Below are 23118 nucleotides of genomic sequence, written 5' to 3'. Positions count from 1 at the left end.
TTGGTCGGCTTCGGATGCGGTTCTTACACGTGCGCGCCTAAACTCCTGGCAACAGGAGAACCATCATGGCCGATACCAAATCCACTGATCATAGCGATGCCGGCGCTGACCTGACCAATCAGCGCAGTTCCAGCCGCCCGGGTTCCATTACCCAGGAAGGCAAGGACATCAACACCTCTCAGACGCATAAACAGCGCATGGAAGGTGTTGAAACCACGCAGGGTCATCAGGGCACACCCAGCAAGGATTTCGATCCTGACAAGGCCAACGCGGATCGTGATGGCTTTGGCATGCAGGACACCGATCGCCGCCCTGCGGACCGCGACAATGCCCAAGGCGATGCCCAGGTCGGCGCATCCCCTTTGCACGACAGCCGCTATAGCCGCGACGAAGACCGGTCGCGCGGCAGTGTCAGCGCGCAACCCGGTCAACAGGAAGCCGATATAAAGGACGAACATCCTGAACGTCCGGGCCACGCCACTCCCGAAGGCAAGGCTCAAAATGGCAAGGGCAATGACGAACGCGGAGAATACGGTAAAGGGTCTGCGAACACACAACCCGGCACGGCAGGCTGACAGCAGTCAATAGGCGCAGTTATACCACTGTGCCTGTTTTATGATCATTGCCGTATTCATGTAGGAACAGGGCAATATCCGTCCTGAGCCGGTGGGAATCCTGCGGATCGGTCTTGATGGCCGTGTCGAAGATGATCTTTTGAACGTCGCGTGGCAGGCGGTCCCAAGTCGCCAGCACGCCCGCCCCGAGATGGGAGAGCAGGTCGCGTTCGGCAGCCTCCAGATCTTCACTGAGTGTCTGCGGCGTCCAGGTGGTCGCGGGTTCGGCAATATCGGTCATGGCATCGTCCTCCTGACAGGAGTTCAGCAGCCGCCCGCTAAAAAAACCATACGCTTTTTGTGCCTAACCGGCCTTAGCCACGACGGGCAATGAGACCCAGCGTGAAACCGATCGCCACAGCGACGGCCAGCGATGTCACCGGGTTCTGCTTGACGGTGGCAACAAGGTCCCGCGACAACTCCTTGGTCGCGTCCTGTGCCGCAGACACGCCCTCCTCGACTTCCGCGCGGATATTGTCCAGGGCGCCGCGAAGCTCTTCGGTACTGTTGATCATCGGGTGTGCTCCTGATTTTCAACCAGTATGCGGCAGGCAGGGCCAAAAGCAAGCAGGCTTTATGCCGCGCCCTGGATGATATTTACATCAGACCGGGATCAGGTCTCTTGCGCGACGCCGGTTTCGATCTTGCCGGTCAGCTGATTGTCGTCCGTGTCGCGGGCGATATCGCCGATCGACAGAATACCGACCATGCGCTTGTCGCGATCCAGCACGACCAGACGGCGGATCTGACGCGTGCGCATCACGTCGCCGGCTTCGCTGACCTCGTTGTCGTCAAAGCAGTAGACGACATTTTCCGTCATGATCTGGCGGACGGGTGTGTCGGCATCAAGCCCTTCGGCGACGGCGCGAATAACGATGTCGCGATCCGTCAAGGCGCCACTCAGACGGTCGTTTTCACCGACGGGCAGGTAGCCAAAGTCGCCGTCGCGCATCATCCGCGCGGCGTCGCGCAAGGTGGTCTCTGGTGTGGCGATTTCGAACTCGGGGCACATGACTTCGCTGACTTTCATGGCGTAACTCCTCTGCGGGTGAAGTGGGATTTCAAGCTGGGCGGAGAATAGGCATCAGTGCGTAAGAAGAGGCTGCGCTTGGCCAGGAGCCAGCGTAAATTCGCGATAAGATTTCCAAATTTATGGAATTTTGATTCCATTACGCAGGTTTCTGATATTTCCCTTAGGTTGCAAGGACTAGCCTGGAGGTTGTTACAGGGCCTGCCAATCACAACAGCAGCAGGCGGAGGAGTGCACGATGCGGCTGCACGACCGGAAGGCGGCAGGACAAGCGCTTGCCCGCAAGCTTGAGAGCTTTTCCAGAAAACCCGATACGCTGATCCTGGCCCTGCCGCGCGGCGGTGTGCCGGTGGCCTTTGAGATCGCCCGAAGTCTGCGTCTGCCGCTTGATGTTGTCATGGTGCGCAAGCTGGGACTGCCGCGCTTCCCCGAGATCGCCATGGGCGCGGTCACCAGCGGAGGCGTACGGGTGATGAATGCCGACGTGGTCAAGGCCTACGGTGTTCACGATGCAGACATCGAAAGGGTCGCCAGAGACGAAACCGAAGAATTGTTCCGGCGTGAAAAAGCCTATCGCGGCGATCGCCCCTACCCTGCCATTCGCGGCCAGACGGTCATCGTCGTCGATGATGGCCTGGCGACCGGCGCCAGCATGCGCGCGGCGCTGACGGCGCTCAGGCGCGAAGGGCCTGACGAACTGATCTGCGCCGTGCCAGTGGCAGCGCCTTCACAGGACAACGACTTATTCGAAGCCGACGAAGTTTTCACCCTGATGCGGCCGGAACCCTTCCAAAGCGTAAGCCGATGGTACGAACACTTCAACCAGGTCAGCGACAGGGAAGTTCAGTTGCTGCTCAAGGACGCGGAAATCTTCGCACCCGACTCGCCGCGCGGCGAGGCCGATATCCTGGCCGACAAGCTACGTCGCCACGTCACGCCGCTGACAGGCAAGCCGGCCGACTATGACGAACTGATGGTCATGGCCGAAAACGCGCGGTTCGTACTGATCGGTGAGGCCAGCTACGGCACGCACGAATTCTACAAGATCCGCGCCGATATAACCAAACGCCTGATTAACGAGAAAGGGTTTTCGGCGGTGGCGATCGAGGCCGACTGGCCCGACGCCTTTCGCGTCAATCGCTATGTGCGCGGTGAGGGGATCGACAGCCCGACCGACGCGTTAAGCGACTTCAAGCGCTTTCCGCAATGGATGTGGCGTAATCGCGAAACACGTGACTTTGTCGACTGGCTGCACGATCACAATGCCTCCTACGCAACGCGCAATGCCGGCTTTTATGGGCTGGACCTCTACAGCCTCAATAGCTCGGTCGATGCCGTAATAGGCTACCTGGAGGGCGTCGATCCGATCGCGGCTAAGGCAGCGCGCGGCCGTTATGGCTGTTTCGACGCCTTCGACAATGATCCCCAATGCTATGGCTACATGACCGGGCGCGGCAGGGCAGAGATCTGCGAGGACGCGCTGATCGCCCAGTTACGCGACCTGCAGAAGAACACCTACGACTATATGCGGCGTGATCGTGCCCTGGCTGGCGAGGAATTCTTCTCGGCCGAACAGAACGCACGCCTGATCAAGACCGCCGAGCACCATTACCGCGCCCTGTTCCGCGGCCGTCCGAATTCATGGAATATCCGTGACACCCACATGGCCGACACTCTGGATGAGCTTGACCAATTCCTGTCCAGGCAGCGCGGCCGGGCCGCCAAGATCGTCGTCTGGGCGCACAATGCGCACGTCGGCGATGCACGGGCGACCGGCGCCAAGGCCCGCGGAGAACTGAACCTGGGACAACTTGTCCGCCAGCGTCATCCGGATGAAAGCCTGCTGATCGGCTTTTCGACCTATCATGGCACGGTCATGGCGGCAGACGACTGGGATCAAGCGGCGCAGGCCAAGACGGTGCGGCCGGCCTTAAGCGGCAGCCTGGAAGAGGTGTTCCACAAGGTTCGGGAGCCCGGTTTCCTGCTGAACCTGCGCGACAAGGGCATGGCTCGGCACCTGCTGAAGGAACCACGGCCGGCGCGGTCTATCGGCGTCATCTACCGGCCGGACAGTGAGCGCGCCAGCCACTATGTCGATGCCACCATGCCGGAACAGTTCGACGCCGTGCTGCACATCGACAAGACACGGGCCGTGTCGCCATTGCCCGACGAAGCAGCATGGCCCGTGCCGCACGCCGATGAGACCTACCCGACAGGGTTATAGACCCTACGAAAAAGCCCCGGAAATCCGAACACGGCTCTCCGTGGCTTTTTCAACATTGGTGCTTGAACTTTAGCCTAGCGCGTCAGCCGGCACCTTGATGTCAGCCTGGGCCTGCTTTTTCAGCGCATCCATTTCCTTGGCCAGGTCCTTGGCCTCCTGGCTGGACAGGTACTTCTTGGCCTTTTCGAAGATCTCGCCCTCTTCTTCCTCAACATGGTGTGTGACCGAGTGCTTTAACTCGCCGAAGGTCACAAGCCACTGTTCATCCGTGACCGGGGTCGTGCTCAGCTTGTCGAGATATTCGCGAATTTCGTCGTGCTCGTGATTGGCGTGCTCGATCTTCTCTTCGACGGCCTTGGAACGCGTGGCGTCTTCGATCGCCTTATAGAAGGTCTGCTCTTCGGTGTCGGCGTGAAGCGTCAGTTCGGCCTTGATGGTTTCGAACAGACCCTGGCGCTCGGCCGGATCCTTGCTGGCGACGACTTGCTCCATCAGGTCCGCGACCTTTTGATGGTCCTTTTTCAGATAGTTGTAGATGTCCATGATCGTGTCCTCAAATGCTGGGGAGGCAAACGCCCCGTGACGAACTTCATCTTCGTCATCCAGCGGTAAGATCGATATGGCCGCGAGTCAGGACTTGCATAAGACTTACATAAAGCCTTGATTGCATTTGAGAATTACTCTCACATTTACTTGTGTGTGATCTGGATGCCGGCGGCGTCAAAGGCCAGTTTAATCCGCCGGTTATACTCCCTGAGCACATGCCAGCGCGAGGTCGGCTGGGTGCGCAGCCGTGACTTGAGGATGATGCCGACGTCTGACAACAGGTCGACGCCGGCGATTTCGAGGTCGGCGAGGATCAGCGGGCCATAGTGCGGATCCTTGCGCAGTTCGGCGGCGGCATCGCGCATCACCTGCATGGTCTGGTCGAGGTTGGTATCGTACTTCACCGGCAGGTCGGACGCCGCATAGGAGAAGGTCTTGGTCATGTTGTGGATGACCTGGCTTTCGCCGTACGGAAAAATATGCAGCGTGCCATCGGAGTCGCGCAGACGAATGGTGCGCAGGGTCATATCCTCGACCTCGCCGCTGAAGGTGCCGATCTGGACAATGTCGCCGACCGCGACGATGTCTTCCAGGATCAGGAACAGGCCGGTCAGCATGTCCTTGACAATGGTCTGGGCACCGAAGCCGACCGCCACCCCGACGACACCGGCCCCCGCCAGCACGGGCGCGATTTCGACGCCAACCTGGCTGAGCAGGGTAATGATGGCCAGCACGATGATGACGACCTGCAAGAGACGGCGCACCAGCGGTCCCAATGTATCCAGTTGCGCACCCCGGCGCGGATCGCCTTCGCGCCGCAGCCGGTTCAGGGTCTTGCGGGTGAACAGGCCGACGCCTTCGACGGCGAGCGTCGCCAGGACGAGGACGGCCAGGACACGAAGCGTAGTCGAGGCAATGTCACGCCCTGCGCCTTGCGATGCCCAGACGACGATGTCGATGCCCCAGACGTTGGCGGCGATGAATATGGCGATCAGCCACACGACCATGCTGGTGACAGTGCGCGTTAGTTTCAGCGCCTTGTCGGCCCGCTGCTTGCGCGCTTCTGAGCTTTCGCCCGGCAGATGCGCGATGGCCTGGCACATCAGCCAGGTCAGCCCTTTGATAATCAGGAAGGCAGCAACAAGAATGAGCACGGTCAGCCCGGCATTGATCGCCAGACCTTGCGGTCCCAGCCCGACCAGGTGTTTCCAGAACTGGCTCAGATTGCCGGTAATCTGCTCGTACGCCGTCATAATCTTATCCTTGGCGGTTACACGGCCCGACCCTGACGGCGGGGCCGTAAGGCGGAAATGACCGTCACCCGACCGGACAGATAAAAATCAGCAAGTCTTCACCATCCCGGACATAAGCTCGGCGCTGTTGACCAGGTGCTTCGTGCCGATCAGCGTGCCGAGAATCGAGATGGCCATGTCGTGAAAGCGATGCTCCTTATCGCTGGCACACAGGTCTGCGATCACCCAGGTGATGATATCCCGTTCGAACAAGTCGCTGACCGTCTTCATGACGCAGGCCTCGGTGGCGATGCCGGCGATATGAACCTCGTCCGTCCGCCACAGGGCGAGGTGCCGCTTCAGTTCGTCGTTGCAGCCGCTGTAGTCGGGCTTGTCGATGATGACGGCGTCGGCGCGTGGGACGACGGCCAATTCAGTGCCCTCGCTGCCCGGCGCCAGGTCGCAATAGCCGAGAATGCGCCGGAAGGGCGACGGATCGGGATTGTAAAAACGGGTAAAGACGACGTGGTCGAAGCGATGCTGAAGGGCTTCGATCGGCGCCACAATGTGCCGGGACGATGGACTGACGAACCCTTTTTGAACGTCAACGGCGACAAGAACTGTGGGCATACTTTTCTTCCTTTTAGGAAGAATCATAGGGCGACCGCGCGTAATGAATCGATCCGGATCCAGAGCAAAAAAAGCCCCGGGGCGTGAACCACGGGGGGCAAGCAGATTGGGGAGACCTTGCTAAGGAAAGCTTCGGTATTGTCGCTATCACAACTTGAAATCGATTACAATTCTGTTAAGGCTATGCCGGTTCAAAGCTAATGCTATGCTCGGCCGCAAAGGTCAGGGCCATAAGAGGAAACCGCATCATGGACGTATCACGGCGTTATTTTCTGGGCGCTTCGGGCGCGATGGCGGCCTTTGCGGCGGCAGGCCAGGCGGGCGCCGCAGCTGGCCTGATCAAGACCTGGCCGCTGGGTGTCCAGCTATGGACCGTCAACGCCCAGATGAAGGAAGACATTCCCGGCACGCTGAAAAAGCTGAAAGCCGTTGGCTTCGACGTCGTCGAGACCGCGGGGCTTTACGGCGGCACCGCCCAGACCCTCAAAGGTCAACTGGCCGGCGCAGGCCTCAAGACACGCGCCTGCCACATGAATATGGGCGCGCTGTCGACCGATATCGACAAGCACATTGCCGACACGCTGACGCTCGGCGCCGGCTGGCTGGTTGCCTCCTCGCCCAAGACGCCCGGTCCGATCGATTCGACCAAGCCGTGGGTCCAGGCCATGAGCGAGGCTATGACCAAGGAAGCCTATCAGCAGAACGCCGAGATCATTGCGCAGATCGTGCCGAAGATCGAAGCGGCCGGCCTGAAGTTCGCCTATCACAATCACCCGATGGAGTTCGATGACTTCGGCGGCCAATCGGGCCTCGACATCATGCTGACCGGCTCAGACAAGGCGCGCCTGGAACTCGACCTCGGCTGGGTTGCCGCCGCCGGCCACGATCCGGTCGCCATGATCAAGAAGTACAAGGGCCGTGTCGACCTGCTGCACATCAAGGACATGGTCAAGGACGGCGCCGGCTACCGCTCGGTTGAACTGGGCAAGGGCATAGTCAAGTGGAAGCCGGTCTTCCAGACGGCCAAGGCGGAAGGCGTAAAGCAGTTCTTCGTGGAGCAGGAAGACCCTTACCTGCGGCCGATCTTCGAGTCGCTGGCCGAAAGCATCGCCCATCTCCGGTCGTTGTAGGTCAAGGATTGGGTAGGTCAAGGATTGGGTAGGCCAAGGCCTGCTAAGTTAAGGGTTGGCAACTTCGCCAACCCGGTCTCTATTCAAGCCGCATGCTTGGCACGAAAAACCGTTTCCACTTTTTCGAAGCATGCTCTAGGGATTGCCTTTGCGGCGCGTTTCGGGAACGCGCCGCAACAGGATGTATATATGTCGACCATTTCCGATGTCGCCAATCTGGCCGGCGTCTCCACGGCAACCGTATCGCGCGTACTCAACGGTTATACGCACGTCTCACCGCGCGTACTGGAAAGGGTTGAAAAGGCGATCGCCGAACTGGGTTATGAGCCCAATGCCATGGCCAAGTCGCTGCGCACGCTGAAAAGCAACCGCATCGTCGTCACCGTCCCCGACATCGCCAATCCGTTCTATGCCAACATCATTCGCGGCGTCGAAGAGACCGCGTCGGCCGCCGGTTACGCGGTCCTGCTGGGCGATATCGGCTCGGCCGCCGGCAGCGACGAAGCCTATGCGGCGCTGCTCAAGCGCAAGGAGGCCGACGGCCTGATCTTCCTTGGTCACAGCTTGCCGGACTCGCTTCAGGAACGCGTCAAGCGCGAAGGGGCGGCGGCGCCCGTCGTCAATGGCTGCGAGTTCAGCGGCAGCCTGCCTGTATCGAGCGTCAATATCGACAATACCGCCGCCGCGCGCGAAATGATCGAGCACCTGCACGGGCTGGGCCACCGTCGTATCGGCGTCATCACCGGTGATATGGCCAGCCCGACCAGCCGAGGCCGCCTGAGCGGCGTCGAAGCCGCGGCCCGGGACCTGGGAATTCGCGACATCCAGATCGTCAACGGCGACTATACGATCGAGTCCGGCATCGCACGTGCGGCCGAGTTGATCCAAGGCGACAACCGTCCAACCGCCATCTTCTGCTTCAGCGACGATATGGCGTTCGGCGCCATCCATGCGCTGCGAGGTGCAGGCCTGAACTGCCCTGACGATGTATCGGTCGCCGGTTTTGATGACCTGCGCCTGGCCAAGTACGCCCAGCCAGCCTTGACGACTATTCGCCAGCCGATGCACGAGATCGGTGTCAAGACGGTCGAATTGCTGCTCGACATTATCGAGAACGGCGGCGTTGAACGGGTCAATGTGACGCTTGGCCATGAGCTGGTCGTGCGCGCCAGTACGGCTGCGCCGAGGCTTTAGGGCAGGCTATACGCAATCACCTTGCCCGACGGCTTGACCTTGGGATTCTTGCCACCACCGGCCTGGACGACGACATATTGCTTGCCTTTGACGGCGTAGGTCGCGGGCGTAGCGATGCTCGACGCCGGCAGCTGCGCCTGCCATAACAAAGCACCGGTCTTTTTATCGAAGGCGCGGAATTTATTGTCGCGGATGGTCGCAGCGATAAACAGCACCCCGCCCCTGGTCACCACCGCGCCGCCATAGTTCTCGCTGCCCGTCGTCTTGTCGGCCAGTTCGGGATATTCGCCCAGGGGCTTCTTCCAGACGTACTTGCCGGTATTGACGTCGAGCGCGCTGAGCGTCCCCCAGGGCGGCTTGATCGCTGGGTAGCCGTCCGGATCGAGGAAGCGGACATAGCCGTCGAAGACATAGGCGTCGGCGTCAACCTCCGGGTATTCGCCGGCGGGCTTTTTGGCTTTCTGTGCCGGATCACCCTTGAGATAGCCGATGACATTCGCAACGTCGCCAGCGCTCAGCTGCGCGCCAAAGCCCGGCATCCGGCCGGCGCCACGGCTGATCTGACGCGTAAGCTGCTGGTCGTCGAGGCGGGTATGGACGCCGATCAGCGACGGGAATTCCGGCGGGCTGCCGGTGCGGTCGTCGCGATGACAGGAAGCGCAATTATTCTGATAAAGGGCTTCGCCGCTCTCCCCGCTCATCTTCGGGGGCTGCGGCTTGACCTTGAGTATCCACGCCATTTCGTTGGCATTGATGTAGAGCAGGCCTGTTTCCGGATCGAACGACGCGCCGCCATATTCGGCGCCGCCGTCCATGCCCGGCAAAAGCACCGTCCCTTGGACCGACGGAGGATCGAACGGCCCGCGTGAACGCAGGCCGGCGAAGACCTTCTTGACCGCAGCATTGGCTTCCGGCGTGCGGTCGGTCAGCAGGTCTTCGGTCAGGTGCTGGCGCGCGAACGGCTCGGGGCTGAGAGGCATGACCTGGGTTGGCGAGGTCGTTTCGCCCGGGACATCGGTCGCCGGCACCGCAATCTCCTGGACGGGATAGAGCGGCTTGCCCGTCTCGCGGTCGAGAATGAAAACCAGGCCTGCCTTGGTCACTTGCGCCACTGCCGGGCGGCCCTTGACGGTGATCAGCGTCGGCGGGGTCGGCGGATCGCGATCCCACAGGTCGTGCCTGACCAGCTGGAAATGCCACACCCGCTTGCCGGTATTGGCGTCAAGCGCCACCAGCGAGGTGCCGAACAGATTGTCGCCTTCGCGATCGCCGCCGTAGAAGTCCTTATTGCCCATACCGGCCGAGGCCAGCGGCACGAAGACCAGGCCGCGCTCGGGATCGAGCGTCAGGCCCGACCAGGCATTGGCGCCCTTGGCCGTCTTCCAGGCGTCCTTGGGCCAGCTTTCATAGCCGTATTCGCCTGGGTGGGGGATGGTGTGAAAGATCCAGCGTATCTTGCCGGTGCGGACGTCGAAGGCGCGGATATGGCCCGGCGTATTACCGGTCGAGCCCATGACGATCAGGTCCTTATACACCACGCCCGGCGTGACATTGCCGACGCCGATCGAGTCAAAGTCGCGCCCCAAACCTTCGCGCAGATCGACCTCACCGTTCTTGCCGAAGGTGTTGATCAGGTGGCCAGTCTTGACATCAACGGCGATCAGCTTGCCGCGGAAGGTAAACAGGATGCGCGCGCCACCATCGCCCTCCCAGTAGGAGATGCCGCGCAGGCGTTGGCGCGTGACGATTGCGTCGCCGAAGGACGGATCAAATACCCACTGCTGTTTGCCGGTCGCGGCATCGAGACAGAACAGCTTGCCCTTGGGCGAGATAAAATACAGCTGCCCGCGGATGACCATCGGGTTGCCTTCCATCTCGGACTGGCTGGCGCCTTCGCCAAAGGCATCGCCGCTGTCGAACGTCCAGGCAACCTTCAGGTTTTTGACGTTCTGCGGCGTGATCTGGTCGAGCGTTGAATAGTGCGTACCGTTGGGATTGCCGTGATAGTGCGGCCAGTCGGCGCCCGAGGCCGAAGATGTACCGTCGATCGGCTTCTGGCCGCAGCCGGCCAAGAGCAGAGCAACCCCAAGAGCAGCCCAACCCGCCCTCACCCCATCAATCCCTGACGGCGAACAAAGGCGACCAGCAGATCCGACCATATGCCCCACGGTTCGCCATTGCCGGGCTTCATGCCAAAACCATGGCCGCCGGTGGCAAACAGATGGGTTTCGACGACGCGGCCCTTGGCCTTGAGCGCATCACGTAAGGCCGTGGAGTTTTCAACCGGCACCGTCTTGTCGTCTTCAGCGTGAACCAGGAAGACCGGCGGGGTGTCGGCATCGACATTGCGGTCGGGGGTATAGCGCGCGATCTGTTCGGGTGTCGCCGGGCCACCGAACAGCGACGGCGCCGTGCCGGCATAGGCAATAGCGGGGTCGAGCGACTGCACCGGATAGATGGGCGCAGCCAGGAACGGGCGGGCGCTTAAAGAGTCCGTAGCATCGGTCTTCGGATAAGTGAAGGCGGTGTGGCGCGTGGCCACCGAGGCCGTCAGGAAGCCGCCGGCGCTGAAGCCCGCGACACCGACACGGGCGGCATCGACCTTGAACCGCGCGGCATTGGCGCGAATGACCCGCATGGCGCGCAGGGCGTCGATCGTCCCGACATCGGCGCGATCGGCCCAGCCATCATTGGCCAGGCGATAGAAGAGGACAAAGCAGGTGATGCCCTCGGCGTTCAGTTTCGCCGCGAGTTCATATCCCTCGTGATCGAAATAGTTCCACGAAAAGCCTCCGCCCGGGATGATCAGCATGGCGCTGCCATTGGGCTTCGCCGCCGGGAAGACAGCAAGGCGCGGCTTCGATATACCCTGGACGCGGCGCAGGTGATCGGCCGGATTGGTCGAGACCTCCTCGACCACCTCTTTCAGATTGGCCGGCGCCTTCAGGTCCGTTGACCACAGGTCGATTGTGCCGACGGGCTCGGGCCAGGTCAGCTGGCGCGCGTCGCCGGGCACGGTCGGGGCTGCCGTCTGGGCAACAGCACCCGTCGCAGCCAGAGCCAGAGGGGTCATTAGCAGGCTGCGACGCACGACATCCATATTAGTACCCCATCAGCTTACGTAGGGATTCCTTAGACGCGCCGGAACCGGCAAAGTCGTCAAAGGCCTTTTCCGTCACGCGGATGATATGGTCGCGGATGAAGGTCGCCCCTTCGCGCGCGCCGTCTTCCGGATGCTTGAGCGCGCATTCCCACTCCAGCACCGCCCAGCCGTCGTAATTATACTGGGCCATCTTGGAGAAGATGCTCTTGAAGTCGACCTGACCGTCGCCGAGGCTGCGGAAGCGGCCCGGACGTTCTACCCAGCCCTGATAGCCGCCATAGACGCCCGAACGGCCGTTCGGGTTGAACTCCGCGTCCTTAACATGGAACATCTTGATCCGCTCGTGATAGATGTCGATGTAGCTTAAGTAATCGAGCTGCTGCAGCACGAAGTGGCTGGGGTCGTACAGGATGTTGGCGCGGCGATGGCCGCCGACAACATCCAGGAAGCGCTCGAACGTCGCGCCATCGTGCAGGTCTTCACCAGGGTGGATTTCGTAGCAGCAGTCAACGCCGCAGTCTTCATAGACATCGAGAATCGGCTTCCAGCGCCGGCCCAGCTCGGCAAAGGCTTCTTCGACCAGGCCATGAGGACGCTGCGGCCAGGCGTAGAAGTAGGGCCAGGCCAGCGCACCCGAGAAGGTGACCGAAGCGTTGAGGCCCAGACGTTGCGACGCCTTGGCGGCCAGCTTGACCTGGTCGACGGCCCAAGCCTGACGCGCCGCCGGATTGTTGCGCACTTCCGGCGCCGCGAAACCATCGAACAGGGTGTCGTAGGCCGGATGGACGGCCACGAGCTGGCCCTGAAGGTGGGTCGACAGTTCGGTGATTTCCAGACCGTAGGCTGCTAGCCCGCCCTTGATCTCGTCGCAGTAAGCCTGGCTTTCCGCCGCCTGCTTCAGGTCGAAGATGTGCGGATCGCTGGTGGGCACCTGGATGCCTTTGTAGCCCAGATTCGCCGCCCATTCGGCGATGGTGTCGAGACGGTTGAACGGCGCCTTGTCACTCAGGAACTGGGCGATGAAAATGGCCGGGCCTTTGATGGTCTTCATAATTTAATCCTTGCCGATGCCTCTTCTCCCTATCGCGCAGCGATGGGGAGGTGGCAGCGCCGCTTGCGGCGATGACGGAGGGGTATGCAAGGGCAGAAATACCCCTCCACCCCTTCGGGGTCCCCCTCCCCATCGCTAGCGATAGGGAGGAGAAGTTTGCTACACGTCCTTAAACAACCGCCATTGGCGGGCATTGCTTGATTCGACCGCGACGGCGACAAAGTGCATGCCGCGCACGCCATCGTCGATACCAGGCACGGTCTTGCCGCTGCCGCCGATCTGGTCGGCGAAGTCGCGGTAAATATTGGCGAAGGCTTCGAGATAGCCTTCCGGATGGCCCGCCGGAATGCGGATCATTGCCTGTACGTCGGGTGACAGATAGCTGCCACCAGCGTGGAGAACCTCCGTCGGCTTGTCACCATAGTTCAGCGTCAGCGTGTTCGGCGTTTCCTGGCTCCAGTCGAGCCCGCCGAATTCACCGTAGACGCGGATGCGCAGCGCATTGCGTTCGCCGGCTGAAATCTGCGAAGCGATCAGCGCACCGCGCGCACCATTGTCGAAGCGCAGCAGGATGTTGCAATCGTCGTCGAGCAGGCGACCCGGCACGACCTTGCCAAGATCGGCGCACAGTTCGGTGACGCGCAGGCCCGTGATAAACTCGGCGAGATGAAAGGCGTGGACGCCGATATCGCCGATGCAGCCGCCGAGGCCGGCCTGCTTGGGATCGACGCGCCAGTCGGCCTGCTTGGAGTGTACGTCCTGCGACAACCAGCCTTGCGGATATTCGACGACGATCTTGCGGATCTTGCCGAGCCTGCCCTGAGCGACCAGCGCCTTGGCCTCACGCACCAGCGGATAGCCGCTGTAGGTGTAGGTAAGACCATAGTTGCGTCCGGTCTTGCGGATGACCTCGCGCAGGGCCAGGACCTCATCGAGGTTCAGCGTCGCCGGCTTGTCGCACATGACGTCGAAACCGGCTTCCAAAGCGGCCTTGCTGATCGGGAAGTGCGTGTCGTTCGGCGTCACGACGCAAACGACATCGACCTTGCCCTTTTCCTTGGCCAGCAAATCGCGCCAGTCGGTATGGACGCGGTTGGCTGGCAGGTTGTAGCCCTCGCCTGCCGCCGCGTTTTTTGCCGGGTCGCGGCTGAAGGCGCCGGCAACCAGTTCATAGCGCCGGTCCATGCCCGTGGCCTTCAGGTGAACCGGGCCAATAAAGGCGCCCGGGCCACCGCCAACCATTGCCAGCCGCAGTGGTCCTTTTTGGGGACCTGTCGTATTAGCCATCGATGTTTTCGCCTTCGCTACGCCCTAGAATCACCGGTTTGTAACCGCCACGGCTGCGGAACCACAGGATGAGAAGCAGGAAGACGATGCCGGTCACGACCGGTATCAGCGACACTTCCTTGAGCGCGTCCTTCTTGGCGCTGGCCGCCAGGCCATCGAGAACCGCCTTGTCGGCCTCAGGGGCTGCCGCGACCTTGGCCTCGTTCAGCGCCTGATAGGTTCCGAAGATCGAGACCTTGGGTTCGCTGAGATATTCGGCGGTCAGGGCCGTCTTGTTAGCTGCGTCGTGCGCCCGCAGGCCTTCGCGGGTCGAGTGGTCCTGCGCGGCGCCCAGCAGCACCGAACCCAGGATACCGGCCGCCAGCATACCGCCGCCGCCCAGCATGTTCATGGTCACAGCGCCGCCCTTGGGGAACTGTTCCGAAGCGACGGCGATGGTCGTGCCCCAGAAGAAGCTCTTGCCGATGCCGTACAAGGTTGCAGCGGCCAGGATGACGCCGCCAGTCGCGTCCGACATCAGGAAAAGACCACCTGCCGCCAGGGCGCAGGCCATGGCCAGGACGCCGAGCGGTTTGAACTTTTCGATCAGGCTGCCGGCGAAGATGCGGATGACGAAGACGATCAGCGAGGTGTAGATCAGCACCCAGCCACCGGCCAGGCCGATGTTTTCCATTTCCGGCGCCATCAGCGACGAGATCCAGCTGTCGGTCGCCAGTTCAGTGACGGCCAGAGGCATCATCAGCAGGAGCAGCAGGATAAACAGCGGGCGGCCCGGCGCGCGCGCGAAGACGGCATAGACCACCGCCAGCGCAACGGCGCCACCCCAGCTGATCATCGGATCAAGGGCGAAGACGCGGCCGACTTCAAGCATGATCAGGGCACCAAGGATAAAGGCGCTGATAAAGCCGGCTTCGCCGAGCATGGTGCGGTAGGAGACGCCCGAGGCGACGCGTTCCGACACCGGGAACTTACGGCCCAGCAGCAAGAAGGTGTAGGTCAGGACCGGCACGACCATCAGGCCGACCTTAACCTGCCAGCTGACGCCCGGCGTAAAGTGATCGAGCGCCATGGCGAGCAGGCCGCCGAGGATCATGCCGCCCGGCCATGCTGCGTGCAGGCGATTGAGCCACTTCGGCTTGTCGTGGCTGTAGATGGTGGCGATCAGGGGGTTGGCGGCGGCTTCGACCGCGCCGTTGCCCAGCGCCATGACGAAGGTACCGGCATAGAGTGCCCAGTAGCCATTGGCCATCAGCAGCAGGGCCAGACCACCCAGGTGGCACAGGCCCGCGAACCAGAAGGTCGCCTTGAAGCCGATCTTGTCGATGAACAGCGAGATCAGGACGATCGAGATCGCGAACGGCCACAGGCCGACGCCCAGCAATTCACCCTTCTGCGTTTCGGTCAGTGCGAAGGCGACACCCCAGGTGTCGACGACCAGCGCCCGCAGAATAAAGCAGAAGGAGGTGGCGGCGATGGCCGCGAAGGAGGCGGCGAACAAGGGCCCGTTGCCTTGAGCGCCTTGGGACGGTGCGGCGGATGCGCTACTCATGTATGAACCCCTGTGTTTCAACCCTTTGGCCGCCGGATTTCTTGTTGACTATGGCCCGGCCGGCCTCTTGTGATTTAGGTGTAATCGATTACAGCTACCTTGTGAAGCTGTCGCGACGCAAGCTGTCCCATATTGGCGGGATTGTCCAAGGGAAAAATCGTATAAAGCGAGCCGGGGGCACGGCGCTAGTAAAGATCGCGCCGATAGCGGCCGGCCGCGATGGCATCCTCGGACCAGTCATTGCCGAGGTGCCGGCGCAAGGCCGCATCGATGGCCCTGCCCATGTCCAGTCCGCCGCAGACCAGGACGGAACCGTCAGCAGAAAGCCAGGCCTTGAGGTCGTTGGTCCGGCCGACCAGGATATCCTGGACATACCGACCCTGCTTATCGTCAGAGACCGACGAAAAGGCCAGGTCGAGGCGCTCAAGCTTTCCGGCATCCTGCCAGACGATCAGCTCATCACAGGCGCCGCCGTCGGTTACCGGGTTGCGCTCGCCATAGATCATCCAGCATTTGCGGCCGGCCGCCATGGCAGTCAGCAGGTGAGCGCGCAAGCCGGCAAGGCCCGATCCGGCGCCGATCAACAGGACCGGCCCTGAGCCTTCGGGCAGATGGAAGTTGGTGTGCGTCTTGACGCGCAGCTTCAAGGCTTCGCCCGGCTGCAGCGTCTCGGTCAGCAGCTTTGAGCCGTCACCATCGGCCTTCTGGCGTACCAGAAGCCGGATATTACCTTCGTTCGGCAACGACGCGATGGAATAGTCGCGGCGGTGCCCCTTGGGCGTGATGATTTCGACCAGGTCCCCGGCCTGCCATTCAGCGTCGCCTTCGACGGGCCGAACATCGACGCGCACCAGTTTTTGCGCCCTGCTGTCCGGGTTGAGGACTTCGCGTGCGACCAGTTGCCAGTCGTCAAACACGGCCTCTTCTGGAGCCACCTGGCCGCCACCGAGGCTCGACAGGAAGCCGTCCCACTTCGCCAGGGCCTTGGGATCAAGGTCGTCGACCTCGATACAGCCGCGCAGCTGGCGCGCGCCGCATTCCATCAGCCAGGCATCCAATCTATGACCAAAGGCGCAAAAGTGGCCGTGCGTCCGGTCGCCCAGCGCCAGGATCGCAAAGGTCAGTTGCCCTAGCTCCACCCGCTTTTTCATCAGGGTGTGCTCAAAGCGCATGGCTTCGTCGGGCGCATCCCCTTCCCCGGCGGTTGATACCACGCACAGCGCCTGGGATGCGTGCTGTAGCAGGTCCGGAGTCGCCTCTTTCAGTGACAGGATGACGGCAGCCTGCCCGCCGGCAGTCAGGCTTGCGGCCGTGCGGCGCGCCAGCGATTCCGCCTGTCCTGTTTGCGAGGCATAGAGGACGAGGATGGCGGACGCCTCTTTCATCGCTTCGACTGTGGCTGCCGCGCTGACCTGCGGCTTTTTGCGCAAAGACAACAGGGTGACAATCAGGACTATGAGCGCCGCCGCTCCAGCCAGCAACCAACGCGTCGCGTCCTGCGTTACAAATGCACCCAAATCCGTCAAAGCCAATTCTCCAGAGCGGGACTGATGACGTCCCGCATCGCCCCGTTATCCCTCACACGCAGCAGGCAGGCGATCCCTTCCTGCCGTGCGAACTCCAGTGCGCGCGCCTCGCCCATGACGATCAGCGCCGTCGCCAGCGCATCGGCGCGCCAGGCGTCGCGATCGATGACCGTCGCGCTGGCCACTTCCGGCCGCACAGGACAGGCGGTGCGCGCATCTATGGTGTGCGACAGGCGCACGCCGTCGTACTCGAAACCGCGGCGCAGGTCGCCGGAGGTGGCGACGGCGTGGTCGCACAGCGCGATCACCGTGCGCTGCGCGGCAGCGACACCCTCGGCGCCTTCGACCTCTACCCACCACGGCAGCCCGTCCGGCTGGACACCAAATCCTTTGAGTTCGCCACCGATCTCAACCAGACCGGCCGAAACGCCGGGTTCCAGGCCCAGCATCTGCGTCAGGCCATCGACGGCATAGCCCTTGGCGATGGCGCAGAGATCGAGCCTGACACCCTCGGGACGGACCAGGCCATCCGCCTGCCACACCAGGTCGCGCCAGTCGTGCGCGCAATCCCGTATCCGGCGGATTTCAGCTTCGGCCGGCACGTCGTCAGATACCACCTTGGCGCCGAATCCCCACATCTCGACCGCAGACAGAAGAGACGGATCAAAGGCACCATCGGTCAGCCGGGCGATATCGAGCGCGTGGCGCACGACCTGCAGCATAACCTGCGGCAGGGGTACGAAACTGCCAGCAGCGGCGGCATTGAAGCGGCAAAGGTCCGACTGCGGCTTGTAAGGGCTCATCTGACGGTCAATCAGGTCGAGCCACGACTGCACGCGGGCGCGCAAGGATTGCTCCAGCCCCGACAGCCGTTCCGGCGTCGCGTAAACAGCTACGCGCCAGTTGGTCGCAAACGCTTCTCCGTCCAGAACGAGCTTGCACGCCTGCCCATCCGGACGCGGCAAGGCGGCGACGTCCGGAATAATCACCCGGGTGTCATAGGCGCCGGAAGGTCCGGTCATGCGTGCATCCGTGGCGTCAGACGGCATTCTTCGGTTTCAGCCCCTGCTACAGCCACAAGACATGAGAATGATTTGCATTTACGAGCAGCAGCCAGCGCTGTCAATCGCGTAATCATGGCAGGCCCCCGTAGCCGTCACAAAACCGTCCCAACTATAGAAACATGACGCAGCGCAATATGCCAGCGCGCGTCAAAGCGCTTGATCGATCCCACGGTGCGTGTATCCCATTGTACACACTTAAATTTGGCCAACCGTTGATTTGAGACCTGACACCCCAGATGACGACGCGAAAAAGCGCATCTCCCGAACTCGACCCCATGGACAGCCGTCTGCTGGCCTGTCTGCGCGAGGATGCCCGCCTGCCGGTGTCGCAGTTGGCCACCCTGCTCGAAATCCCACGCGCCCAGGTCTATGCACGGCTGGAACGGCTTGAAGCGGAAGGAATTATCGAGGGCTACACCGTCCGTCTCGGTTCGGCGTTTTCCAAGACGCGGATGCGCGCCCACGTCATGATCAAGACGCTGCCGCGCCAGGGCCAGGCGGCCGAAACCGGCCTGGCCGGGATCGCCGAAGTGTCGGCCATCTACGCCATCAGTGGCGAATACGACATCATTGCCCAGGTCGAAGCCGCCGACAGTGTCGCCATGAACGAACTGCTTGACCGGATCGGCATGCTGGACGGCGTCGAGCGCACGACCACCTCGGTCATTCTGGCGACGAAACTTGAACGATAGAGCGCAATCCGAAAAGTGTGCAGCGGTTTTCGGACAGATTGCGCGTCAAAAAGCCGGCTCAAACGAGCCGGCTTTTTAAATCTTCAAGGGTCAGGCCTTACTTGAAGAAGGCCAGGAAGCGGTCACCCGCCTTTTGCGCCGAACTACGACCGCGAAAATCAGAAAAATGAAAGTCCGAAAGGTGCGGACGTTCCATGCGAGACAGACGGTCGCGGGCCAGCTCTTCGAGGTGAGCCATTTGCTCACGCGCCTTGCCTTCGTAATGGTGCAAGCGGTCACGCGCATGATCAACCTGCTTGCTGTAACCATAGGCCGGCTTGGACAGGTTGAACTTGTTCAGGCCGATGCGGTGGGCAAAGCGCTCGATGCGGCTTTCCGGACGGCGCGAACGGGCATAGAGGGCGCCGGCGATACCCGCCACCACAACGCCGCCGGCGATGGCGCCGACGATCTGCCATTGTTCACGGCTAATCAGCGGCTTCTTGCCGACCTCGGGGCCAACATCGGCAGCGGGTTCGTCAGCCTTGAAGGCCAGGGAATGCGGGCTGTCGTAGTCGAGGCCGGAAATAGAGCGCGTGGCATCATCAATGCCGGGATTGTCGGCAATGGCGTCCGGGTTGATCGACGGGTTCGGGCCTGAGGTCTCCTGGGGCCCGCGCGGCAGAATCTTCTCTCTCGTGTCCATGTCTGGCTCTCCTAGCTGGCGTCATTGCGCATTTGCGAAGTCTAGCGGCCCGTTTGTAAAAGATACGCCGGACACTTTGTTCGGAGCCGTCAAATATTGATAAGCGCGCCGCGCTGTTTGTCGCGAGAGCTAGCTAAATTTCATGCCGGCAACGATCAGCAAGGCAATGAGCAGAAGCAGCGAAATCGCCTGCCACAGCTTGACCGGATCAACCTGGCCCCACCGCCCGCGTCGCGTTGAGGCCGGTGCCGTCGACAGCATGCCGTTTTCCAACGCATAGGCCATTTCGAATCCGTCCTGGAAACGTTCGGACGGCTCCGGCGCGATCGCGGTCAGGATGACATTCTCCAGCCAGGCCGGCAGGTCGCGGCGCTTGGACCACAGGGCCTGCGGGCGGCCAAGAACCGGCTTGGAGAAGGCCGGTGCGTCAGGATAAGGAAAGTCCCCGCCGGAGAACATGCGGTAGAGGCTGATGCCCAGAGCGAAGATGTCCGAGCGCTCGTCGCCTGGCAGGCCGTCGTAAAGCTCCGGCGACTTGTAATTGGGTGTACCCGGCGTGTGGTCGACCTCTCCTGCCGGATCGAGATGGATCAGCCGCGCCACGCCGAGGTCGATCAGCTTGAGGCCACCGTCGCTGAGCAGCATGACGTTTTCCGGCTTGATGTCCCGGTGGACGATGCCGGCGCGGTGCAGGGCCGCCACCGCCTTGGCCAGCTTGGTGGCGATGTCGAGGCCCGCCTCGACAGGCACCTTTTCCTTGCGCGACAGGCGGTCCTCAAGCGTTTCACCTTCGTAGAAGGGCTGGGCGATATAGAGCCGCGTCTGCCGCCCGGGCGGCAAGGTCAGGACGGCGCCCACCAGGGCGTGGCGGACGCGGCTGGCGACCCAGGCCTCGCGCGCGAAGACTGAACGCGCCGACTGTTCGGAACCGATCGTGTCGGGCTTGGGGAATTTGAGCAGGACGGTGCGCTGGTCCTTCAGGTCGCGTGCGCGGAAAACGCGGCTGTAGTCGCCGTCGGCCAGGCGCTGCTCCAGGCGGAAGTCATCGACGACGGCGCCCGTCTCCGGCGCGTCCAGCAAAGGCAGACGGGCAAAGGCAGCGTCGAGGTCTTCCAGGGTCGCCGGCGGCAGCTCCAGCACATCGACCACCAGGGCGGTCGTATTGTCGTCGCCATTATGGGCCAGGGCTTCGGAGACAAGCTTGCGCGCAGTCTCTTCCGGAGAGGCGCGCTGAATGAGAATAGCCTCGATCTGGTCGGCGGACAGGGGCCCGTGGACGCCATCACTGGTCAACAACAGGCGGTCGTGGGTCTGCACGTCCTCGATACGGTAGTCGATGCGCACGGCTTCTTCCAGACCAATGGCACGGGTGATCAGGCTCGACTGCTCGGCGCCTTCGGGCTTGTGGTCACGTGTCAGCTGGCTCAAGGCGCCGTCGCGCAGCCGGTAGAGCCGCGTATCGCCGACGTGGAAACAGTGCAGGCGCTGGCCCTTGATGACGATACCGGTGAAGACCGCCGCCATGGCCTTCAGGTTTTCATCCTTCTGACCCTGGACGTGGATCCAGTGATTGATGCTTTCGAGCGCACGTGCCGCCGTCTTGCGCGGCGGCAGGGCGTCGGACTGGCTGACATAATCGTCGATAAAGGCGCGCACCGACAGTTCAGCCGCGACACGTCCCCCCTTGGTGCCGCCGACACCATCGGCCACGGCGGCGACCAGGCCGTGATGGCGCGGCGGACCTTCGAGATAGGCGGCGGCGAAGTCTTGGTTGTCAGGACGTGGCCCGGCCTCACTGGCAAAGCCGGTGGCGACCTTAAGGCGTTGCGTCGGAGCGGCCATCAATTCTGATCCGGCTATAGACTAAAAATAGACGCCGACAGTTTCACTGTGCACAACGACCGGCGGCTCTAGGAAAAACGGCCCGGCCAAGGCGCGCCACTTCTGGAAGTTTTCCGAACCGCGGAAATCGACCGTGTGGGCTTCAACCGTTTCCCATAGCACGCGCAGATTATAGGCGCCGGGCGTCTCGATCACGCGTTCCAGGCTTATGCCGTGGCAACCGGGCGCGGTGCGAAAGTGCTCCTTCGCGGCCGCCACCGCCGCCTCGAAGTCGCCGGCGCGGGCAGGGTCGATGCGAAGGGCGGCGATTTCGGTGATCATGACGGCTCCATGGTTGCGGCTGATTAGCCAGCGCGCTATGCCGGGCACTCTATTCGGGCCAAGCCAGGAGTCGCAAGCATGAAAACGGTCAAATGGGGTATCCTGTCCACCGCGCGCATCGGCGTAACCAAGGTCATCCCTGGCATGCGCAAGAGCGCTTACGTCGAGGTCGCCGCCATTGCCTCGCGCGACAAGGCCGCAGCACAAGGCGTGGCCGACAGCATCGGCATCGAAAAAGCCTATGGTTCTTATGAGGATCTGCTGGCCGATCCGGACATTGACGCCATCTACAATCCCTTGCCCAACCATCTGCACGTGCCGATGACCCTGGCCGCAGCGCGCACCGGCAAGCACGTCCTGTGCGAAAAGCCGATGAGCCTGAACGCCGCAGAAATCGACCAGTTGAAGGAGGTCGAAGGAAAGGTGCATATCATGGAAGGTTTCATGGTGCGCCATTCGCTGCAATGGAATGCGGCGAGGAAACAGGTCCGCGAAGGTGCTTTGGGCGGCGCCCCACAGATGATCCAGTCCTATTTCAGCTACAACAACCAGGACCCAGCCAATATCCGCAACAAGGTCGAATGGGGCGGGGGCGGGCTGATGGACATTGGCTGCTACCCGATCGTGGCCGCACGCTTCTTTTTTGAAGCCGAGCCGGCGCGCGTCATCGCCATCTTCACTCGTCACCCGGAATGGGGCACCGACGTCGTGACTGGCGGGATTCTCGATTTTGGCAACGGCCGCCACCTGACTTTCTCGGTATCGACACAACTGGCGCGCGGCCAGCAACTGGTCGTCTGGGGGCCGGACGCCCGCCTGACCATCCCCGTGCCCTACAACGCCCAGCCGGATGAGGCCAATGTCTTCGTCATCGACGATGGCGACTCGCTGACGGGCGCAACGGCAAAGCTGCACACTATGGACATCTCGGATCAGTATACCCGCATGGCCGAAGATTTCTCGCGCGCTGTACTTGGTGAAATCCCATTACCTTACGATTTAAGCGACGCGCGCGCCAATATGCGCATCATCGACGCCCTGTTTCGATCGGAATCCTCCGGAAAATGGGAAGTTATTTAAAATATTCGACGCAAAATTATATTTTAACATCTGAAGTTATTTTGAAATAAATACAGGCGCTTTGCATTTATCCTATGCAAGGCGCCTGAAAAGTGTTCTAGACATCCTTATCGCACCTTCCGCGATCACCCGGCATTCATTTGATCAGTGAACGCCGGTACCCGAACAGATCACGCGAATACCGCATCGCATCACGTTCGCTTGAGATCGCCGCCGGATCATCCACCACTTACCGCATTTCCGGTTTTTCCTACTGATTCTTTATCCGCCGCCGGACATTGTGTGCAATGCGAAGCGGCGCAATATTTCGCGCCCCTA

22 protein-coding genes are annotated in these 23118 nt (G+C 61.7%); 6 read left to right on the top strand and 16 right to left on the bottom strand.

What is annotated here, in order from left to right:
* Nucleotides 1–65 precede the first annotated feature (65 nt).
* The gene (locus AC1DON_RS16540; protein WP_476935917.1) at nt 66–575 is read left to right on the top strand and encodes a hypothetical protein; all 510 of its coding nucleotides are present in this window, start codon (nt 66–68) and stop codon (nt 573–575) included.
* Nucleotides 576–594: 19 nt separating this feature from the next.
* Here AC1DON_RS16540 and AC1DON_RS16535 read toward each other — a convergent pair whose 3' ends face one another.
* The 3 genes from AC1DON_RS16535 to AC1DON_RS16525 all read right to left on the bottom strand — a co-directional run bounded on the left by AC1DON_RS16535 (nt 595) and on the right by AC1DON_RS16525 (nt 1644).
* Nucleotides 595–855, bottom strand: a complete 261-nt coding sequence (locus AC1DON_RS16535; RefSeq protein ID WP_476935916.1) for a hypothetical protein — start codon at nt 853–855, stop codon at nt 595–597.
* A 73-nt stretch (nt 856–928) separates the two neighbouring features.
* Nucleotides 929–1129 (bottom strand): hypothetical protein, encoded by a 201-nt coding sequence (locus AC1DON_RS16530; RefSeq protein ID WP_476935915.1) that lies wholly within the window; start codon nt 1127–1129, stop codon nt 929–931.
* 98 nt (nt 1130–1227) lie between these two features.
* Nucleotides 1228–1644, bottom strand: a complete 417-nt coding sequence (locus tag AC1DON_RS16525) for a CBS domain-containing protein (protein WP_476935914.1) — start codon at nt 1642–1644, stop codon at nt 1228–1230.
* Nucleotides 1645–1882: 238 nt separating this feature from the next.
* On the opposite strand from AC1DON_RS16525, the gene AC1DON_RS16520 reads away from it, so the two are divergent.
* A complete protein-coding gene (locus tag AC1DON_RS16520) occupies nt 1883–3868 on the top strand; it encodes an erythromycin esterase family protein (RefSeq protein WP_476935913.1) in 1986 nt (661 codons plus the stop codon).
* A gap of 69 nt (nt 3869–3937) precedes the next feature.
* Here the strand turns inward: AC1DON_RS16520 and AC1DON_RS16515 are convergent, their stop codons facing one another.
* The 3 genes from AC1DON_RS16515 to AC1DON_RS16505 all read right to left on the bottom strand — a co-directional run bounded on the left by AC1DON_RS16515 (nt 3938) and on the right by AC1DON_RS16505 (nt 6276).
* The gene (locus tag AC1DON_RS16515) at nt 3938–4411 is read right to left on the bottom strand and encodes a hemerythrin domain-containing protein (protein ID WP_476935912.1); all 474 of its coding nucleotides are present in this window, start codon (nt 4409–4411) and stop codon (nt 3938–3940) included.
* 146 nt (nt 4412–4557) lie between these two features.
* On the bottom strand, nt 4558–5667 hold the full coding sequence (locus AC1DON_RS16510) for a mechanosensitive ion channel family protein (RefSeq protein WP_476935911.1): 1110 nt from the start codon (nt 5665–5667) through the stop codon (nt 4558–4560).
* An 87-nt stretch (nt 5668–5754) separates the two neighbouring features.
* On the bottom strand, nt 5755–6276 hold the full coding sequence (locus AC1DON_RS16505; RefSeq protein ID WP_476935910.1) for a cysteine hydrolase family protein: 522 nt from the start codon (nt 6274–6276) through the stop codon (nt 5755–5757).
* Between the two features lie 248 nt (nt 6277–6524).
* Here AC1DON_RS16505 and AC1DON_RS16500 point away from each other — a divergent pair, with 248 nt between their 5' ends.
* Both AC1DON_RS16500 and AC1DON_RS16495 read left to right on the top strand, forming a co-directional pair.
* Nucleotides 6525–7406, top strand: a complete 882-nt coding sequence (locus AC1DON_RS16500; RefSeq protein WP_476935909.1) for a sugar phosphate isomerase/epimerase family protein — start codon at nt 6525–6527, stop codon at nt 7404–7406.
* A gap of 189 nt (nt 7407–7595) precedes the next feature.
* Entirely contained in the window at nt 7596–8600 is a 1005-nt protein-coding gene (locus AC1DON_RS16495; protein ID WP_476935908.1) for a LacI family DNA-binding transcriptional regulator, read from the top strand.
* Here the strand turns inward: AC1DON_RS16495 and AC1DON_RS16490 are convergent.
* The 7 genes from AC1DON_RS16490 to AC1DON_RS16460 all read right to left on the bottom strand — a co-directional run bounded on the left by AC1DON_RS16490 (nt 8597) and on the right by AC1DON_RS16460 (nt 18138).
* Nucleotides 8597–10711, bottom strand: a complete 2115-nt coding sequence (locus AC1DON_RS16490) for an outer membrane protein assembly factor BamB family protein (protein ID WP_476935907.1) — start codon at nt 10709–10711, stop codon at nt 8597–8599. The genes AC1DON_RS16495 and AC1DON_RS16490 overlap by 4 nt on opposite strands.
* Entirely contained in the window at nt 10708–11700 is a 993-nt protein-coding gene (locus AC1DON_RS16485; RefSeq protein WP_476935906.1) for an alpha/beta hydrolase, read from the bottom strand. Before AC1DON_RS16485 ends, AC1DON_RS16490 begins: the two co-directional genes overlap by 4 nt.
* A gap of 1 nt (nt 11701) precedes the next feature.
* Nucleotides 11702–12754 (bottom strand): sugar phosphate isomerase/epimerase family protein, encoded by a 1053-nt coding sequence (locus AC1DON_RS16480; protein ID WP_476935905.1) that lies wholly within the window; start codon nt 12752–12754, stop codon nt 11702–11704.
* Nucleotides 12755–12913: 159 nt separating this feature from the next.
* Nucleotides 12914–14041, bottom strand: a complete 1128-nt coding sequence (locus AC1DON_RS16475; protein WP_476935904.1) for a Gfo/Idh/MocA family protein — start codon at nt 14039–14041, stop codon at nt 12914–12916.
* Nucleotides 14034–15590 carry an MFS transporter gene (locus AC1DON_RS16470; RefSeq protein WP_476935903.1) on the bottom strand — a complete coding sequence of 519 codons (1557 nt, stop codon included), beginning with the start codon at nt 15588–15590 and terminating at the stop codon, nt 14034–14036. The genes AC1DON_RS16475 and AC1DON_RS16470 overlap by 8 nt, the downstream gene beginning before the upstream one ends.
* 185 nt (nt 15591–15775) lie before the next feature.
* Entirely contained in the window at nt 15776–17116 is a 1341-nt protein-coding gene (locus AC1DON_RS16465; protein ID WP_476935902.1) for an NADPH cytochrome P450 oxidoreductase family protein, read from the bottom strand.
* Entirely contained in the window at nt 17113–18138 is a 1026-nt protein-coding gene (locus AC1DON_RS16460; RefSeq protein WP_476935901.1) for an FAD:protein FMN transferase, read from the bottom strand. The genes AC1DON_RS16465 and AC1DON_RS16460 overlap by 4 nt, the downstream gene beginning before the upstream one ends.
* Nucleotides 18139–18416: 278 nt before the next feature.
* Between AC1DON_RS16460 and AC1DON_RS16455 the strand changes: the two genes are divergently transcribed.
* Entirely contained in the window at nt 18417–18872 is a 456-nt protein-coding gene (locus AC1DON_RS16455; protein WP_476935900.1) for an Lrp/AsnC family transcriptional regulator, read from the top strand.
* Nucleotides 18873–18969: 97 nt separating this feature from the next.
* On the opposite strand, the gene AC1DON_RS16450 is transcribed toward AC1DON_RS16455, so the two are convergent.
* The 3 genes from AC1DON_RS16450 to AC1DON_RS16440 form a co-directional block, all read right to left on the bottom strand.
* Nucleotides 18970–19557: a hypothetical protein gene (locus tag AC1DON_RS16450; protein WP_476935899.1), complete on the bottom strand. Its 588-nt coding sequence runs from the start codon at nt 19555–19557 to the stop codon at nt 18970–18972.
* Between the two features lie 129 nt (nt 19558–19686).
* On the bottom strand, nt 19687–21399 hold the full coding sequence (locus AC1DON_RS16445; protein ID WP_476935898.1) for a bifunctional protein-serine/threonine kinase/phosphatase: 1713 nt from the start codon (nt 21397–21399) through the stop codon (nt 19687–19689).
* A gap of 21 nt (nt 21400–21420) precedes the next feature.
* On the bottom strand, nt 21421–21720 hold the full coding sequence (locus AC1DON_RS16440) for an antibiotic biosynthesis monooxygenase family protein (protein ID WP_476935897.1): 300 nt from the start codon (nt 21718–21720) through the stop codon (nt 21421–21423).
* A gap of 78 nt (nt 21721–21798) precedes the next feature.
* On the opposite strand from AC1DON_RS16440, the gene AC1DON_RS16435 reads away from it, so the two are divergent.
* The gene (locus AC1DON_RS16435) at nt 21799–22800 is read left to right on the top strand and encodes a Gfo/Idh/MocA family protein (protein WP_476935896.1); all 1002 of its coding nucleotides are present in this window, start codon (nt 21799–21801) and stop codon (nt 22798–22800) included.
* Nucleotides 22801–23118 lie beyond the last annotated feature (318 nt).

The organism is Asticcacaulis sp. P4_H10 (genome assembly GCF_056400965.1).
Note: the sequence above shows the minus strand (reverse complement) of the source record. Positions and strands in the feature narration are given on the sequence as shown.